12 protein-coding genes are annotated in these 16,593 nt (G+C 47.7%); all 12 read left to right on the plus strand.

Features of this window, described 5'->3' with window-relative positions; translation table 11 throughout:
* The 12 genes from AAH187_RS02070 (at position 1) to AAH187_RS02125 (ending at position 16,575) form a co-directional block, all read left to right on the plus strand.
* Positions 1 to 1,122: a PQQ-binding-like beta-propeller repeat protein gene (locus tag AAH187_RS02070; RefSeq protein ID WP_342346766.1), complete on the plus strand. Its 1,122-nt coding sequence runs from the start codon at positions 1 to 3 to the stop codon at positions 1,120 to 1,122.
* Positions 1,123 to 1,235: 113 nt separating this feature from the next.
* Positions 1,236 to 2,516 carry an ATP-dependent Clp protease ATP-binding subunit ClpX gene (clpX, locus tag AAH187_RS02075; protein WP_342346767.1) on the plus strand — a complete coding sequence of 427 codons (1,281 nt, stop codon included), beginning with the start codon at positions 1,236 to 1,238 and terminating at the stop codon, positions 2,514 to 2,516.
* 281 nt (positions 2,517 to 2,797) lie between these two features.
* On the plus strand, positions 2,798 to 3,130 hold the full coding sequence (locus AAH187_RS02080) for an RNA-binding protein (protein ID WP_342346768.1): 333 nt from the start codon (positions 2,798 to 2,800) through the stop codon (positions 3,128 to 3,130).
* A 201-nt stretch (positions 3,131 to 3,331) separates the two neighbouring features.
* On the plus strand, positions 3,332 to 5,113 hold the full coding sequence (locus tag AAH187_RS02085) for an AAA family ATPase (protein WP_342346769.1): 1,782 nt from the start codon (positions 3,332 to 3,334) through the stop codon (positions 5,111 to 5,113).
* 59 nt (positions 5,114 to 5,172) lie between these two features.
* Positions 5,173 to 6,702 carry a proteasome accessory factor PafA2 family protein gene (locus AAH187_RS02090; RefSeq protein ID WP_342346770.1) on the plus strand — a complete coding sequence of 510 codons (1,530 nt, stop codon included), beginning with the start codon at positions 5,173 to 5,175 and terminating at the stop codon, positions 6,700 to 6,702.
* Positions 6,703 to 6,939: 237 nt separating this feature from the next.
* The gene (locus tag AAH187_RS02095; protein ID WP_342346771.1) at positions 6,940 to 7,674 is read left to right on the plus strand and encodes a methyltransferase domain-containing protein; all 735 of its coding nucleotides are present in this window, start codon (positions 6,940 to 6,942) and stop codon (positions 7,672 to 7,674) included.
* A gap of 98 nt (positions 7,675 to 7,772) precedes the next feature.
* The gene (locus AAH187_RS02100; protein WP_342346772.1) at positions 7,773 to 7,988 is read left to right on the plus strand and encodes a ubiquitin-like protein UBact; all 216 of its coding nucleotides are present in this window, start codon (positions 7,773 to 7,775) and stop codon (positions 7,986 to 7,988) included.
* A 1-nt stretch (position 7,989) separates the two neighbouring features.
* Positions 7,990 to 8,781 carry a proteasome subunit alpha gene (locus tag AAH187_RS02105; protein ID WP_342346773.1) on the plus strand — a complete coding sequence of 264 codons (792 nt, stop codon included), beginning with the start codon at positions 7,990 to 7,992 and terminating at the stop codon, positions 8,779 to 8,781.
* Positions 8,774 to 9,592: a hypothetical protein gene (locus AAH187_RS02110; protein WP_342346774.1), complete on the plus strand. Its 819-nt coding sequence runs from the start codon at positions 8,774 to 8,776 to the stop codon at positions 9,590 to 9,592. Before AAH187_RS02105 ends, AAH187_RS02110 begins: the two co-directional genes overlap by 8 nt.
* Positions 9,593 to 9,614: 22 nt before the next feature.
* Complete coding sequence (locus AAH187_RS02115) at positions 9,615 to 11,147, plus strand: proteasome accessory factor PafA2 family protein (protein ID WP_342346775.1); 1,533 nt, start codon at positions 9,615 to 9,617, stop codon at positions 11,145 to 11,147.
* A 1,092-nt stretch (positions 11,148 to 12,239) separates the two neighbouring features.
* Positions 12,240 to 13,334, plus strand: a complete 1,095-nt coding sequence (locus AAH187_RS02120) for an efflux RND transporter periplasmic adaptor subunit (protein ID WP_342346776.1) — start codon at positions 12,240 to 12,242, stop codon at positions 13,332 to 13,334.
* Between the two features lie 31 nt (positions 13,335 to 13,365).
* Positions 13,366 to 16,575: an efflux RND transporter permease subunit gene (locus tag AAH187_RS02125; protein WP_342346777.1), complete on the plus strand. Its 3,210-nt coding sequence runs from the start codon at positions 13,366 to 13,368 to the stop codon at positions 16,573 to 16,575.
* The last annotated feature ends 18 nt before the right edge of the window (positions 16,576 to 16,593 follow it).

The raw sequence follows: 16,593 nt of genomic DNA on the forward strand, positions 1-16,593 counted from the left end.
GTGAAAAGTGCCCAAATTGGTCTTCAAGTCTCTCTGTCTTTTCCTGAGAAGCCGGTAAATAGTAATTCAATGCACGGTATGATCGTCAGTCTCGGTCTATTTTGGCCAACAGTGGTTGCCTGCATGATGTTGGCTGGCTGTGGGAAAAGTGAGGCGGTGGTGGAAATCGCCCTTCATCCCACAAACCCCAAAATTATTTACCTGGCTACCAACGACTATATTTATAAATCCCGGGATGGAGGAATGATCTGGCAGAACATGTCTGCAGGTATGACCCATTCTCGCGTCATTGCCCTGGCCATTGATCCCTTGTTTCCAGCCAATATTGTCGCCGGGACTAAAGGGGATGCGGTGTATAAAAGTTATGATGGTGGCCAACGATGGGTATCACGACGGACGGGATTGGATGATGTGACGATTTCTTCGGTGGTCCATCAATTGGTCTTTGCTCCAGGATCCAGTGCCCATATTTTTGCCGCCACCTCATTAGGCGTGTTTGAATCAGACGATGGCGGGGAAACTTGGAGCAAACGGATGGAGGGCATGAAAGAAGTTCTTATGGTGGTGACGCTTGATTGCGATCCCCGTCAGCCCCAAACGCTTTATGCGGGAACAAGTGGAGGAGTCTATAAATCCATTGATGGCGCCCGCAGCTGGAGGATGGTCAATAATGGGTTGGTGGCCTCTGACGTGCTGAAATCTTCCAGGGCATTGGGGGTCACTCGAATCAAGGTTGACCCTCGTGAATCCGATACGGTGTATACTGCGACTCTGAGTGGATTGTACGTCACCAAGGATGGAGGTCAAGCCTGGACTCGCATTGGAGATACGCTCTCCGATCAAATGTTGAGCGATCTCATTCTCGATCATACCCACCCCCATGTCGTGTATGTGACCAATCGTGACGGCGTCTTTAGGAGTGAAGATGGAGGAATAACTTGGGAAGCTCGAAGTGCGGGCTTGACGAATGTTAATATTCGAGCTTTAGCTATGAGTGCGGTCGATTCCGATATGCTCTATGTGGGCACGAATGGAAAAGGACTTTTTCGGACGGTGGACCGAGGAATGTCATGGAAGGCTGTGCCGCTGGTTGTGGCGGAATCCCTGGAAAGTTTATCCTGAAAGGGGGATGATTTGATATCCTTCCTCTTGAAGATTAAGATCTTCCTTATCATGGATGAGTGAACGCACCTATTTGATTGATATCTGACGAAGAGTAAGGAAAGGTAACTGCTGTGGCTTTTTGGGATTCGAAGCAAGGACGAAATCGTGCGGATGCGGTCTGCTCATTTTGTGGTCGGGCAAAACCTGGAGCAACGAATTTGATCCAGGCCCCGACGAAACTGGCCTGTACGCAATGTCAGGCACCAGGGTCGGTGTTGATTTGTGCGGATTGCATCCAACAATGTTCAAAGTTTTTATCAGGCCATACCGAAGGTCAGTCCGCCATAGAGCCGCCAGCGGGTCCCTTGCCGACCCCTCCTGAAATCAAAGCGGTGCTTGACCAGTATGTGATTGGACAGGACCGTGCCAAAAAAGTTTTGTCGGTCGCCGTCCACAATCATTATAAACGTGTGTTTAGCGGCAAAGACTTGCCTGATGTGGAATTAGAAAAAGGGAATGTGATGTTGATCGGGCCGACTGGAACCGGCAAGACCTTACTGGCAAAAACCCTAGCGAAAATTTTGCATGTGCCCTTTGCCATTGCTGATGCCACCACGGTGACGGAAGCGGGATATGTCGGCGAAGATGTGGAAAATGTAGTCTTGAAGTTGTTGCAGTCGTGCGATTTCAATATGGCCAGAGCCCAAGTGGGCATTATCTATATCGATGAAATTGATAAGATTAGCCGGAAATCTGAAAGCGCATCTATTACGCGGGATGTCTCTGGGGAAGGTGTCCAACAGGCATTGCTAAAATTGGTGGAAGGAACATTATGTAATGTGCCTCCCAAGGGGGGTAGAAAACATCCTGAGCAGGAATTTCTTAGAGTGGATACGACCAATATTCTCTTTATTTGTGGCGGTGCGTTTGTCGGAGTGGAGGATATTATTGCTCAACGGACCAATCAGAAGCGAATGGGTTTTGGGGCAGTTTCCACTAATGGTCAGGGATTGACCTCTGATCAATTAATGGGAAAACTCAAGCCGGAGGATCTTTTGAAGTATGGACTCATCCCTGAATTTGTGGGCAGGTTTCCGATTCTGGCCTCTCTGAATGATTTGCGCGTGGAGGATATGGTTCGAGTCCTACAAGAACCGAAAAATGCTCTGCTGAAACAATATCAAGCGTTATTTCAATTAGATGGGGTGCAGTTGGATTTTACCCCTGAGGCGGTTCAGGCCATTGCCACCAGAGCCTCGTCAATGAAAACCGGAGCCAGGGGATTGCGTTCTATTCTGGAGGAAGTCATGCTGGATTTGATGTATGATGTTCCAGCCCTGAAAGACATTAAGCGAGTTGTGATTACCGAAGACGCCATTGATGGAAAGGGTGTTCCCCAATTAATTTCCTGAAAATAATGCTCTAGAGTAGTGGTTTCCCACCTGGGGTCTGTTGCATTCTTTCCCATTCTGACTTATGCTACTTAAAAGAAATTCATCACGACATTCGGGCCACGTGGTGGATGTTTGAGTGACGGGCCCATCACTGATGTTGTTTTGCCAAGGAATCCGCAAGGAGTCTGATTGGAAGTTAGTCCTAAGTCGCCATCTGGTTTGCGTTCTCGGGCCGTTCCTTCCCTTCTCTTTTCTTCGAACCATGCAAAACAATATCGCATTTAGAAGGAGGGACCCCGATGGGTTCAAAGATCTATGTGGGTGGCCTGCCGTATTCCACGGCGGAGCAGGAATTGGCTGACCTTTTTGGGCAGCACGGCGCCGTGACGTCGGCTAAAATTATTACGGACAAGTACACCGGGCAGTCTCGGGGGTTTGGTTTTGTGGAAATGGCCTCAGATGCTGAAGCCAAGGCCGCGATCGAGGCGCTGAACGGGACCGAAATGGGAGGGCGTACCCTGACGGTCAATGAAGCAAAGCCCCAAGCGCCACGAACCGGATTTGGTGGTGGCGGTGGTGGCGGAAATCGTGGCGGCGGCGGAAACCGTGGTGGCGGTGGAGACCGTTGGTAACTCACTAAGTCACTAAAGGTTACTTTTCAATAGAAGCAGGGGATCCGGTAACGGATCCCCTGCTTTTTTTATACCTTGGGTAATGGTCAGGAAACATTGTAGAATGAAATGGCAACTGTCGCCCAAGATGACTCGTCAGTGGTTTTAATGTGTATCACGGCTTTCATGTTCCAATTGAACTAGAATGGAATGACATATACGATGAGCGATTCTTCAGAATTTTCTTACTCCCAGGATTCTTCTCCGTCGGCTGGTTCCTCATTTTCAAAATCATCCCGTCAGTCCGGGGATTCTCCATTAGCACTCATTGACCAATGCTTGGCATCTTTGCCTGAAGGGGATCAACGAATTCCCTTGCTCTATCAACTTCGACACCGGCTTGTTGAACAAACGACGGTTTCCCAACAACAGGAAGCCGACATGAAAAAACTCCAGGGGGTGCTTGAAAAACTAACGGCCCCGGCGAATCGAATCGGGACGTTGTTGGGTCAGCCTGATAAGGGCGTAGCCAGAATCATGGTTGGTGGGGCGGAATACTATGCCAATGTCGATCCGAGGCTCGAGAGGGATGGCTTTAAGGTTGGACATCAGATTTTGGTGAATGAGGCGTATGTCGTCATCCGGTCTCTCGGGTATGACCGGAGTGGCCCGATCGTAAAAGTTCGCGAGATATTAGGTGATGGGCGTCTTCGTATTGACCAAGAGGCTGGCAGACAAGGCATTCTTATTCAACGGGCTGATGATCTTGCCTCTGCGGACCTGAAGGTTGGCGACGAGGTTCGATTGGACCCGACTCACAGGATTGCCATTGAACGTTTGGAGAATTCCCAAGGCCAATCGCATCTTTTAGCGGAGTTGCCAACTGTGCGGTGGGAGCATATTGGTGGCCAGCAGGAAGCCATTGGGGCCATTCGCCGGTCAATAGAATACCCGCTCCTGCATGAAGGATTATTCTCACGGTATCAATTTCAGCAACCCAAGGGGTTTCTGCTGTATGGCCCCCCGGGGTGCGGAAAAACGTTGATCGGTCAAGCCACGGCTGCAAGCCTTGGGCAACTCTTAGCGCAAGAACGCGATACCATCACGCCCATTGTTGGGAATCAGGGGCAAGATTCTCTTTCACAGCTTCCACCGATCGAGGGCGGGGTGTTTCTGCATGTTAAAGGTCCGGAAGTCCTGAATATGTGGGTCGGGGAATCAGAACGAATCATCCGGGATTTATTTCTCCAAGCCCGGCAACAACGACAGGCCGGAAAGTTACCGTTTATTTTTATCGATGAAGCGGAATCCATTTTAGGGACGAGACGGGCGGTGCGATCCTACAATGTCTCCAACACCCTGGTGCCGATGTTTTGCGCCGAACTCGACGGGATTGAAAGCCTTTCCCAGGTGGTGGTGATTTTGGCCTCGAATCGTCCGGATATGATTGACCCGGCAGTGCTGCGTCCTGGAAGAATTGATCGAAAAATTAAAGTTGGCCGACCTGGGCGAAATGATGTTGGGGAAATTTTGCGTGTCTATTTGACGGCTGATCTTCCGTACGAAACGAAGAAAGGTACTGGCAGCATAGAAGATGAAGGGATGCCGGTGTCGCGCATCATCGACGGACTGTTAGAGAATCTCTTTCAGCGGAGCCAGGAGAATCGAGTGTTGGCTATTCGATTGCGTAACGGACGGCGAGATATTCTCTACCGTCGGGATTTATTGAGTGGAGCGGTGTTGGCGGGAATCGTCCGTCGTGCCAAAGAACGGGCCATTGAACGGGCGATTCAAGCGGGTGACCAGGAACCATCGGGGCTGAGTCTTGATGATTTACTCATTGCCACCAATGAAGAATTCAAGGAGAGTGAAATATTTCCCCCAGATGATTCAGCTGAGGAATGGTTGAAACTCTTGGATTATCACCCGGACCAGGTTGTCGGAGTGTCCTCCCTTCAGTCAGGAAAGGACGGAGAAGAGCATCGGACCTCTCAAATTGTTTAAACCTCTCTTTCTCGAAAGCTTTACCAAATGGGGCACCCTCAGCTGAAAGACTGGAAGATATGAACCCGATTCGCCTCTTTGGTATTGAGACCGAGTACGGGATTGCGCGGGAGGATGTCGTGACAGCCGATCCTGTGGTGGAGTCCATGGAGTTGGTGCGGGCCTATCTTGACGGACATTTTACCCGACGCTGGGATTATCGAGGCGAGCATCCCCATGAAGATCAACGGGGGTTTCGTGTGACCGAGTTAGCTCAGGATAAAGAAGAGGACCTGTTCGCGGAGCAGGATGCCCATCGGCCTTTTTCATTCCACGAAATGAAAAGTGACCTTGTCCTCCCCAATGGTGCACGATTTTATAATGACCACACCCATCCGGAATATTCTACGCCGGAATGCCGGTCTCTCAAGGATATGGTCGCGCATGACCGGGCTGGGGAACGAATCCTTTGGATGGCAGCGCAACGCCGAAACAAAGATCTTGGTGGCCCAATGGTTCAGCTGTATAAAAACAACACGGATTTTCATGGGCATAGTTATGGCTGCCATGATAATTATTTGGTCTCGCGCGCACTCAATTTTGAAAATTTGACTCGTGGACTCATGCCTTTTCTGGTCAGCCGACAATTGATTGCCGGCGCAGGCAAGGTCGGTCGGGAAGCGCAAGAGCGCGGGTTTGTGCCGGGTGGATTTCAATTGTCCCAACGCGCAGATTTTATGGAGGCCGAGTTGGGCGTAGATACCATGCATAACCGCCCCATTCTCAACACACGAGACGAACCGCATGCGAATCGCGAGCGCTATCGACGCCTCCATCTCATCGTGGGCGATGCCAATATGTGTGAGTATGCCACAGCCTTGAAGATAGGCACGACACGGGTGGTGTTGGATATGATTGCGGGAGGGCTCTTGCTGCCCTGTGAATTAGACTCTCCGGTGCAGGCGATTCAGGCGCTGTCCCGTGATCCTGAATTGAACACACTTGTGAAGCGGAAAGCTGGGGGCATGATTTCCGGGCTGGATATTCAACGGGAATATTTGAATCTGGCCGGGAAATTTTTCATCGAAATGGATGAAGAGACGACCTGGATTCTTCAAGAATGGGAGCATGCGTTAGACCTTCTCGAACGGGATCGATTGCAGCTTGTGGGGAAAATCGATTGGGTGACAAAATGGTGGTTACTCGAAACATTTAGACAGGCCGAGCACATCGGCTGGGACGATCCTTGGCTGGCCAGCCTGGATCTGGAATATCATAATCTGGATCCCGAGCGCGGTCTGTTTTTCGGGTTAGAAGCTGAAGGGCGAACAACCCGGGTGAGTCAGGAGCAGGAGATTCAGAAAGCCATGAAGCATGGACCGATCGATACGCGTGGAGGGATTCGGGGATTGTGTGTGCAACGATTTGAAAAAGACATTACATCGATACAATGGGAAGGGGTTCATTTCCAGGGTCACAATGGAGGACTGCATCTTGACCTGCTGGATCACCTTGAGCCTGTGTCGGTAGCTCAATGTCGGTCCGTGATTGAGCATGCCAAGACTCCCTTTGATCTAATGGAATCCATGAAAGTGGAGAATTTCCCTTAGGGGGTAGTCTTCTCATTTTGAGAGAAATCTTACCTTCACCTTGAAATTTTTTCATCAAATCTTTGGTTTGATTCGTATGCCAGCTTAGGAGCAATTTCTCCATGAAATGGTTGGTGATCTTTATGGCGAATAAGTTGGTGTTGGTGAAATGAACGAAGGGCAGCCGCCCCGAATTTCACAAAAGGAAGAAGGGAATTTTGAGAATTGTTAGTTGATCTAAGAACAAAAAAGGAAGTAATGCCTAACTCCTTTACCTTCCTTGAAAAGAATAGAGTTGTTAGACTCACTGATGGCGGGTTCTGGCTTTCTGATGAAAAAAAGATATACGAGTATCAACGGTTCACCGCACTCATTAAGGACCTTCAGAGGGAAAAAATAAAAATACTTGATGTAGGATGTGGTAAGGGGCGCGTACCAAGAACATTGGTTGAAGATTCACATATTAATGTCGAATTCGAATATTCTGGTTTTGATGTGGATCAAAATGACATTCATGAAAACATTACGTTCTTTCAGTTTGATAAACGATTCACATTTAACCATATTGATTATATGAATAAAATGTACAGCCCAAACGCTTCGACAAAGGAGCCCGTTTTTGACTTTTTAGGCGATTCATATGATTTGATTTGGGCATGGAGCGTTTTTTCTCATCTGGACATAAAAGATTTTGAAATGTATATGAGCCTCATTTCTGATAAATTGGTAAAAAATGGTTTTGCTTTTTTTACATGTTTTAGCAGATATGAGGCAAAACACAATCCCGAATTTACACCAAATTATATTTTTTTAGAGAATAGTGATTTACCTGCTAACGGTGGCAAGCAAAATAATAATGATTTAACTGCTGTTTGCTACCACCCCGGTTGGATTGATGATTTGTTAATGAAGCTAGGGTTAGAGGTCATTCTGTCCTGCTATCCCGTTTATGGTGGGAATTTTCAAACAGGTATTTATTTAAGAAAAGTGTAATAGAGAAAGCTCTGCAATTTCGAACGTCAAAATACCCTTTAACCAAATCATTCTATTTCGGCCAGAAAGCCAAAAAGCTTATGTGGAGGATGAGATTTATGAGAAACGAATGTGAGTATATCCAAACGGGTGGAGGGCTTGAACGAAAAGAGCGGCCGGTTGAACCACTTTCCAGGCCATCGGGACCTGGTGACCAGGAATCAGGTCCTAAACGACCGGAAACTGATTCCCCATCCCGTGATAATCTCATGAAACGCATGCGAAAGGTGGATCCCAAGCAGGCGGAAAAGTATCGTCAACGGACCGGGGAATAGGATGGGACAACAGGGAGATTTCCTTCAGGTTCTCCGAGAACGTGGTTATGCGGTTGACGACCTTCGTCAGTCAATCAATGGCAGCGTGCCATCCGGCCATATAGGGATTACCAGCGGCACGACGGTCTTTGCTATCAAGTATGCGGATGGCGTGCTTGTGGCTGGTGACCGCCGGGCAACGGCCGGAAATGTCGTGATGTATGATCGGACTGATAAGGTATTGGAATTGGATCGTTTTTCCGTGTTAGCCATTGCAGGGGTTCCTGCTACCGCGTTTGAAATGGCCAGAATATTAGAGCATTCCTTTAAGTATTACCGGAGAAGCCAATTGCAGGATTTGAGTTTTGAGGGAAAGTTACGAGCTTTATCCACGTTGTTGAAAAACAATGCACCTGCAGCGTTGGCAGGAACGGGAACCGTGGCGCCAGTTTTTGCAGGGTATGATCAACTTGAAGGATGCGGAAAGATTTTTTTCTACGATATCTTAGGAGCTGAGTTTGAGGCGGTGGAATATGCGGTTTCTGGCTCGGGATCTTCCACGATTCGGGGGATTTTGTTTTATATGAATCGGTGGGGAAATGGTCCCGTTGCCGAGATGAATGAAGAAGACGCCCTGACATTCGTGCTCCGTCTTATGACCAGTGCGGCAGAGTTCGATTCCGCCACCGGTGGAGTGGACGCCCAGGCCCAACTGTATCCAGTCGTCAAGCGCATTTCAGCCGAGGGGGTGAGAACCATTCCGGCCGAACGGTTGAAGTCGCTGTTTTCAGAAAAGGTGTTGAACCATGTATGAAGAACCCTATCGATGGATTGAAGCCGTCGCCAATCGGCGAAATTATCTTGACGATCAATTTACGCAAGGCAATCCGTTAGTCGGCGTCTCCTTTGCGCAAGGGATTCTTCTGTTGACCTTTAATCGGGGAACGGAAAAGATCTATGAAATTTACGATCGCATCGCCTTAGGAGGCATGGGACATCCGGCGGATCTGGAGAAGCTACGGTATAGCTTATTGGATATGGCTCACGTCGAAGGATTTCAACGGTCACCGGCGGATGTCACTGCTTCCCGCCTGATGAAAAATGGTCTAGCCCCTGCCATTAAACAGGCCTTTGAAGAAATTTTCAAGGCACCGTACATTGCTAAAATTTTGCTGGCAGAAGTCGGGGCTACTCAGGATCGTGACCGTTTGTTCAGCATCAACTATGATGGCATGTTCGAGGAACAACGGGAATTCGGGGTGCTGGCGGCCTCCCCATCCATCCGTGGGCTTCTCACTCAGGAATGGAAAAGCCATAGTCCTCTCTCTTCTTTGCAGTCTGCGGTGGAGGTGAGTCTCCGACTGTGGGGGATTGCGAGTCATCTCCAAACCTCGACTCCCTCTCCCGATACGGAAGAGGAAGGAACCACCTCTTTACCAGCCACTTCCATGTCCACCATTCCGGACGATGAGGCGATTGCTTCACGAATTCGTGAAACGCTGTCCAAAGAATCACTGGAATGTGTGTTGCTGGATCGGGAGAGCGGGAAGATGGAAACCTATCGTGCTCTGAGTCCGTCGGAACTTCAGTCCTTCATTCCTTCGGTGTTTCAACCTGCCACCTAATTCCTGGCAGAGTGAGGTCCCCATGCATAATCGAATCTTCGGCATTGAAACCGAATATGGCCTGCTCATAAAGGCCGATCAACCGGACGTGTCTCCTCCCTGGGTTGCACGCCGGATCATTGAACATTTATTTGGACAGAAAAAACATGGCGTGATTGATTGGCATTATCGTGGGCATGATGAACCTCCAGGCAATGGAGGATTTTTGCTCAATGCAGGCCGGATGTATGTGGATATGGGGCATCTTGAATATGCCTCGCCGGAATGCCATTTGTTGTGGGATTTAGTGGCTGTGGACCGTGCAGGAGATTGGCTGTTGCAGGACTGTTTAGAAGAGCTTGGCCTCTCAGAACAGGTGTCGATCATTAAAAACAATATTGATCATGAGACAGACGCAACATTTGGCTGCCATGAAAATTACCTGGTCACCAGGGATTTTCCCTTTACCTACCAAGGGTTGGGGTTGCTCATGCCGTTTCTGGTGACACGCCAGGTCTTTACCGGGGCCGGCCGAATCGGGATGGCGCGTTCCGTGGACGGCTGGATTAGCCTGGACGATATTGAAGGACGTGGGGGAGACCGGTCACGGGGATCAGTGGGAGAGGGGGTGATCTATCAAATTTCCCAGCGCCCGGATTACATCGTCAACGATTTTTTCGAATGGGTCCAGCACAACCGGGCTATTGTGAATACCCGGGATGAACCCCTGGCTGATCCAGAGCGATTCCGGCGGTTGCACCTGCTCATGGGCGATTCGAACATGGCCGAGGAAGCGACCTTATTGAAAATGGGCACGACCGGGCTGGTTCTCCAGTTGATCGAAGAAGGCTATGCTCCGCAAGGGTTGGATTTCGATGATCCCGTCCAGACCCTACGCGCCATCTCTCACGACCCTCAGCAAAAATGGATGGTTACCCTATCAACCGGCCGGCGCTTTTCAGCCTTGGATATTCAAGAGCAGTTTTGGGAAGCCGCGAACAAACAGTATGCCGGACAGGATGAGGAAACAGACTGGGTCCTAGCCCATTGGGAATCGGTAGTGAAGGATTTACGAAAAGGTTATCATGCCGTGGTTGGCCGGGTTGACTGGGCTTCTAAGCTTTCGTTGTTGGAAGCCTTTCGGGAAGCGGAGAAGTTAGATTGGGACGATCCCTGGTTAAAAAGTCTGGATTTGGAATATCACAATGTCGATCCACACGCAGGGCTGTATCATGGCATGACAGAGGAAGGCGATGCGCCGCGCTTTACGACGAATGAACTGGTCGAGTTGGCGAAAGGTCAACCACCACGAAATACCCGTGCATTTGGGCGATCCGAAGTCATTCGCCATGTCGTTAGGGAAGGGTGGGCGGATTTTTTAGAGAAGGCGTCCGGCCATCATGATCCGCGTCGCCCCCCCTATGTCATCAATTGGTCGGTTTTGCAACTTCAGGGAAGTCCGGCTTTTGTCATGGCCGATCCCTTTCGCAGCTATGTGCAGGAAAGCCGCGATTATTGCAAAGAATGGTCCTCTCGCCCCTCCCTGGAATCCCTCCCTAATAAACAAAAGACCTAATGCTCGGAGCGAGTATAGCCGGGTGACTCAGTCTGCCGTTTTCCAGTAGGGATAATTTTAACTTAATAGGGGAAGTCAAATGGACAAATGTATAGTTGAATCAAAACTTTTTTCAAACGAAATCAGCTCTAGACTACCTGAATTTCCAGAATTGTAACTCCAAGTGACAACCTAATATCTCTAGAGTCTCATCTTTTCGTGGTTTCGTGGCGGATACCCGTGTTATATCGTGGCATTCCGGCACAAAGATTTGTTGTTGAAAAGACGTCCCAAAATTTCAGTCGCTTTATTGGAAATTTCAAGTAACCCGCCGATTAGACCTTTGCTTCATGATTTGCGATCTATTAGGCGGGGATGAATTCCTTCTTTTTGTACTGTATTGCCTAGGAAAGGCCTGGGAAGGCATAATTTTAGATAACAATGGATGAGGCAGGGTGTTTGTGCTCTCCCAGGCTTTCAGAAATTCGAAACTTAAACGAAGATAACTGAGGACTTTGTTTTTATGGACCGAATAGACTTATAGGTCTATTCTGTGACTAGGGCTGGGAGGACAGAATTTCCAGAGAGAATTTGGTAACTGTCAATCCGGATGAATTCTATGACGCCTACGTTTTGTCATCAAGCGGGCTTTCTTTTATTTCAGAGATAACCCGTTGTCTGTCATTGCAGAAACTTTTTTGGACTCACGTTCAGGAAGGCAGGTCCCGGTGCGGAATAAATTCCTAGCATTGAGCGCTATTGCGTTCTTGGGGACTCCGGTAGTTAGGAATGGATATGCCTCCCTGTACTCAAATCGACATGGTTTTAATTTGAGGAATTGATTTTTTTCTTGCTGAGCTCTCCATATCTGTACCCAAAATATATCAACGCCTGTATTCTTTAAGTTATGGGATAACCGACCTCTTCCACTTATTTAACTTAACAGGATTGGGTTCTGTTCCTTCCTATCAAAGGTGGTATTTGGTGTGTACCACGATTTTTTTTGACGCTGAAGAGTATCTCTGGATGGAAAGTCATCATCTGTAATCGACTGAAAAATGTGAGCACACTTCGATCCATTGTTCAAAATTTCACTTGGAAAAAGTACTCAAAATGAAAATTAGCCCAGTACTATTTATTTCAGTCTGTTTACTCACGGTAGCCTGCACCTATAAAAAAGAAACTGAAATTATTGATACTCATAAGGTGATTTATCCAGTCGTAGAAGACGCGGAGTATAGCAGCAAATATGTCGCCCAAATTCAATCGGTCAATTATGTGGAGATACGAAGCAGAATTAAAGGGTATATTGAAAAAATTTATGTGGATGAAGGGCAGCCGGTCAAAAAAGGGCAGTTGCTGTTTTCTCTGATCTATAACGTTTTTGAAAAAGAATTGCAAAAAGCGAATGCGGCGTATAGAAGTGCACTGGCAGATTTAAAGGTTGCGCAAGTTGAAATGGCAAACGTGAGAGTGCTGGTAGAAAAAACCATTGTGTCCAAAACGGAGCTGGATGTCATTCAAGCAAAGGTTGATGCCTTGAAAGCCGACGTGGAAGAAGCGATGGCAAACAAAGAGCAGCAAGCCTTAAATCTTTCATTTTCAAAGATACGAGCCCCCTATGACGGCTTTATTAACCGTATTCCAAACAAGGTGGGAAGCTTGATAGCCGAAGGAGACATCTTGACCTCTCTTTCTGATAATCGGGAGGTCTTCGCCTATTTCAATCTTTCGGAAGTCGATTACCTTAATTACATTGCCTCTGGCGAACGAGGGACCAATGTGGTGAACTTTGAACTCGCCAACCATGCCCTGTATGGGTATGAAGGGACCATAGAAATGATTGAAAGTGAATTTGACAGTTCGACGGGGAATATTGCGTTTAGGGCCAGATTCCCCAACCCTGATGGACTGTTAAAGCAAGGGGCCAATGGGAAAGTCATTGTCAATAAAATCCTGAAAAATGCCTTGCTCATCCCTCAAAAATCAACATTTGAAATTCAAGATCAAATGTATGTGTACGTGGTGAATCAAGAAAGTGTGTTAGAGCAAAGGAATATTGTCTATAAAATGCGATTGCCAAATTTTTACGTGGTGGAGTCCGGATTATCAAAGGACGAACAAATTCTGTTCGAGGGGGTAGAGAATGTGATGAATGGGGACAAGGTGCATCCTGTTCATGTTGAGATGGCCAAGGCCATGCCGTGAATCAGTCAAGATTGAGGTACATGAGATCCCTATGACGGCCATATTTATTCATCGTCCCGTTCTATCCATTGTTATATCTCTGTTCATCACATTGCTGGGCTTGTTGTCCTTTACCCAGCTTCCTGTTACCCAGTTTCCCGAGATTACTCCTCCCGAAGTCACTGTGACAACAAACTTTATTGGTGCGAATGCCGAAGCTGTGGTCAAGGCGGTTGTGACGCCACTCGAACGAGCCGTGAATGGTGTCGCTGGCATGGCTTACATGTCGTCCGTTTCCGGCAATGATGGGAAGAGCATTATCCAGATTATTTTTAAGGCCGGGACCGACCCGGAAATCGCCGCTGTGAATGTTCAGAACAGAGTGGCTTCCGCGTTGGACGAGTTGCCCCCAGAGGCGATTAAATCCGGAGTGATCGTCGAGAAGGTACAAAACAGTATGTTGTTGTATATCAACATACTCAGTCTGGATCCGACGATAGACGAAAAATTTCTCTACAATTTCACCGATATTAATATCCTGAAAGAGCTGAAAAGAATAGATGGTGTAGGTTTTGCGGAGATTATGGGGTCAAGGGAATATGCCATGCGTGTGTGGCTGAAGCCCAATAAATTGGTTATGTACAACATTTCAGCTCTTGAGGTCATCGAAAAAATAAAAGCTCAGAATATAGAGGCCGCGCCGGGTAAAATTGGTGAAAGCTCAGGTAAGGATAAGAACGCCCAGGCCCTTCAGTATGTGTTGAAATATACCGGCAAACACAATACACAAGAAGCCTATGAAGAACTTGTGTTAAGCAGTACGGATGATGGGGAAATTGTACGACTCAAAGATGTGGCGGAGATTGATTTCGATTCCCAGGATTATGGAGTTCTTTCTAAGGAGAACGGGCAAGCTTCTGCGGCTATTGTGTTAAAACAGCGCCCGGGCAGCAATGCCCAGGAGGTGATCAATAGGATCAAGGAGAAAATGGAGGAAATTAAATCGGCGTCATTTCCTCCAGGGATGGATTTCAGCCTCAGTTATGATGTTTCTGAGTTTTTGGATGCGTCCATTGACCAAGTTCTGACAACCCTGCTTGAGGCATTTCTTCTGGTATCTCTGGTGGTCTTTATCTTTTTGCAGAATGTACGGCTCACCATCATTCCCATTCTGGCCGTACCTGTTTCGCTGGTCGGTACATTTTTTTTCATGCATATGATGGGTTTTTCCCTGAATCTCATCACGCTATTTGCGTTGGTTCTTGCCATCGGGATTGTTGTCGATAATGCGATCGTGGTGATTGAAGCCGTTCATGCCAAAATGGAGGATTCAGGAATTGGAGCCCAACTAGCCACGGAACAAGCCATGCATGAAATTAGCGGAGCCATTGTGGCCATTACCCTGGTCATGTCGGCGGTGTTTTTGCCCGTGGCCTTTATGGATGGCCCAACGGGAATTTTTTACAGGCAGTTTTCTTTGACTATGGCCTGTTCTATCGTTCTTTCAGGGGTAACGGCCCTCACTCTGACCCCCGCCCTTTGTGCCGTGTTTCTTAAAAATACCCACAACAGCCAACATCCTCAACAATCGCGGCTTCAGAAATTATTTGATGGATTCAATCGTTGGTATGACAAACTTTCTAGTAATTATAAAAAACTTATTAGCGCGATAGCGAACAGAAGGATGATCACTTTTGGGATCCTGCTTGGTTTTTCCGTGAGCACCGGTTTGATCGGGGCGTTTGTTCCTTCGGGTTTTATTCCGAATGAGGACCAAGGGACGATCTATGCCAATGTCACTGCTCCAACAGGTGCGACTCTTGAACGTACGGAAAAAGTTGTCGATGAGGTGCAACGTATTGCATCAGGATTAGAGACTGTTACTTCCGTCTCAAGTCTGGCCGGGTTCAGCATCCTGTCTGAAGGAACGGGTGCCGTCTATGGAATGAATCTGATCAGTTTGAAAAATTGGAATGAACGAATGGCTTCTGATAATGAAATTATCAGGGTTCTTGAAGAAAAAACCCAACATATTAAAGATGCCAGCATTGAATTTTTTACCCCTCCCCCTGTGCCGGGTTATGGGAATTCCAGCGGTTTTGAAATGCGGTTGTTAGACAAAACCGGTTCGGGCACCCTTGAGGAATTGCAAAAAACGGCGGATGACTTTGTCGATGACCTCAATAAGCGGCCGGAAATCGCTAATGCCTTTACCACATTCAATGCACGCTTTCCTCAGTTTATGCTCCATATTGATGGCGATAAGGCCGGTCAGAAGGGAGTCACTGCTGAGAATGCGATGAATACCCTTCAAGCACTGATTGGCAGTGTGTATGCGACCAACTTCACCCGCTTCGGCCAGATGTATAAAGTCATGGTCCAGGCGCTTCCCGAATTTCGTGCGGAACCTGACGACCTGATGAAGTTATATATCAAAAATGACGAAGGGGAAATGGTTCACTTTTCCTCTTTTCTTCGCATTGAAAAAATTTATGGTCCTGAGCAGGTGACCCGTTACAATATGTACCCCTCAGCCATGATCAATGGGCAGCCTGCCAAAGGGTACAGCAGCGGGCAGGTTATTACGGCCATCAAAGAGGTGGCTGCCAGTAAATTGCCGAAAGGGTTTGGGTACGATTGGGCAGGGTCATCCCGAGATCAGGCTAACATGGGAAATCAGGCCATTTATATTTTTCTGATTTGCTTATTATTCGTGTACCTCCTCCTGGCCGCACAATATGAGAGTTTTCTGCTGCCCATGGCGGTAATTCTTTCTCTACCAATTGGGATATTTGGTGCCTTATTTTTTCTGTTGATTATGGGCTTGGAAAATAATATCTATGCTCAAATCGCGATGGTTATGTTAATTGGCATTCTCGGCAAAAATGCCATTTTGATCATCGAATTCGCATTATTGCAGCGTAGAATAGGTAAAACACCGTATGAAGCGGCGATTGAAGGGGCGGCGCTTCGTTTGCGCCCTATATTGATGACATCGTTTGCATTTATTGCCGGTCTCCTTCCCCTCATGTTTGCCTCGGGTGCAGGTGAGATTGGAAATAATACCATTGGCTCGGCGGCGGCGGGAGGTATGTTCTTCGGGACAATTTTCGGCGTGATTCTTATCCCGGGTTTATATGTGGTATTTGCAACCATGGGTGAGACTCAAAAACGTGAGGAAAGATCAAAAACAGGGAAAGCTTCCCGTTTGAGTTTCAAGTCTCGGTTTAAACTTGCACGCAGGTTGGCAAAACTCCAATAGTCTCGAAATCGTCAGGGA

Origin of the sequence: uncultured Nitrospira sp., assembly GCA_902500695.1 — a bacterium.
Classification (GTDB): domain Bacteria; phylum Nitrospirota; class Nitrospiria; order Nitrospirales; family UBA8639; genus Nitrospira_E.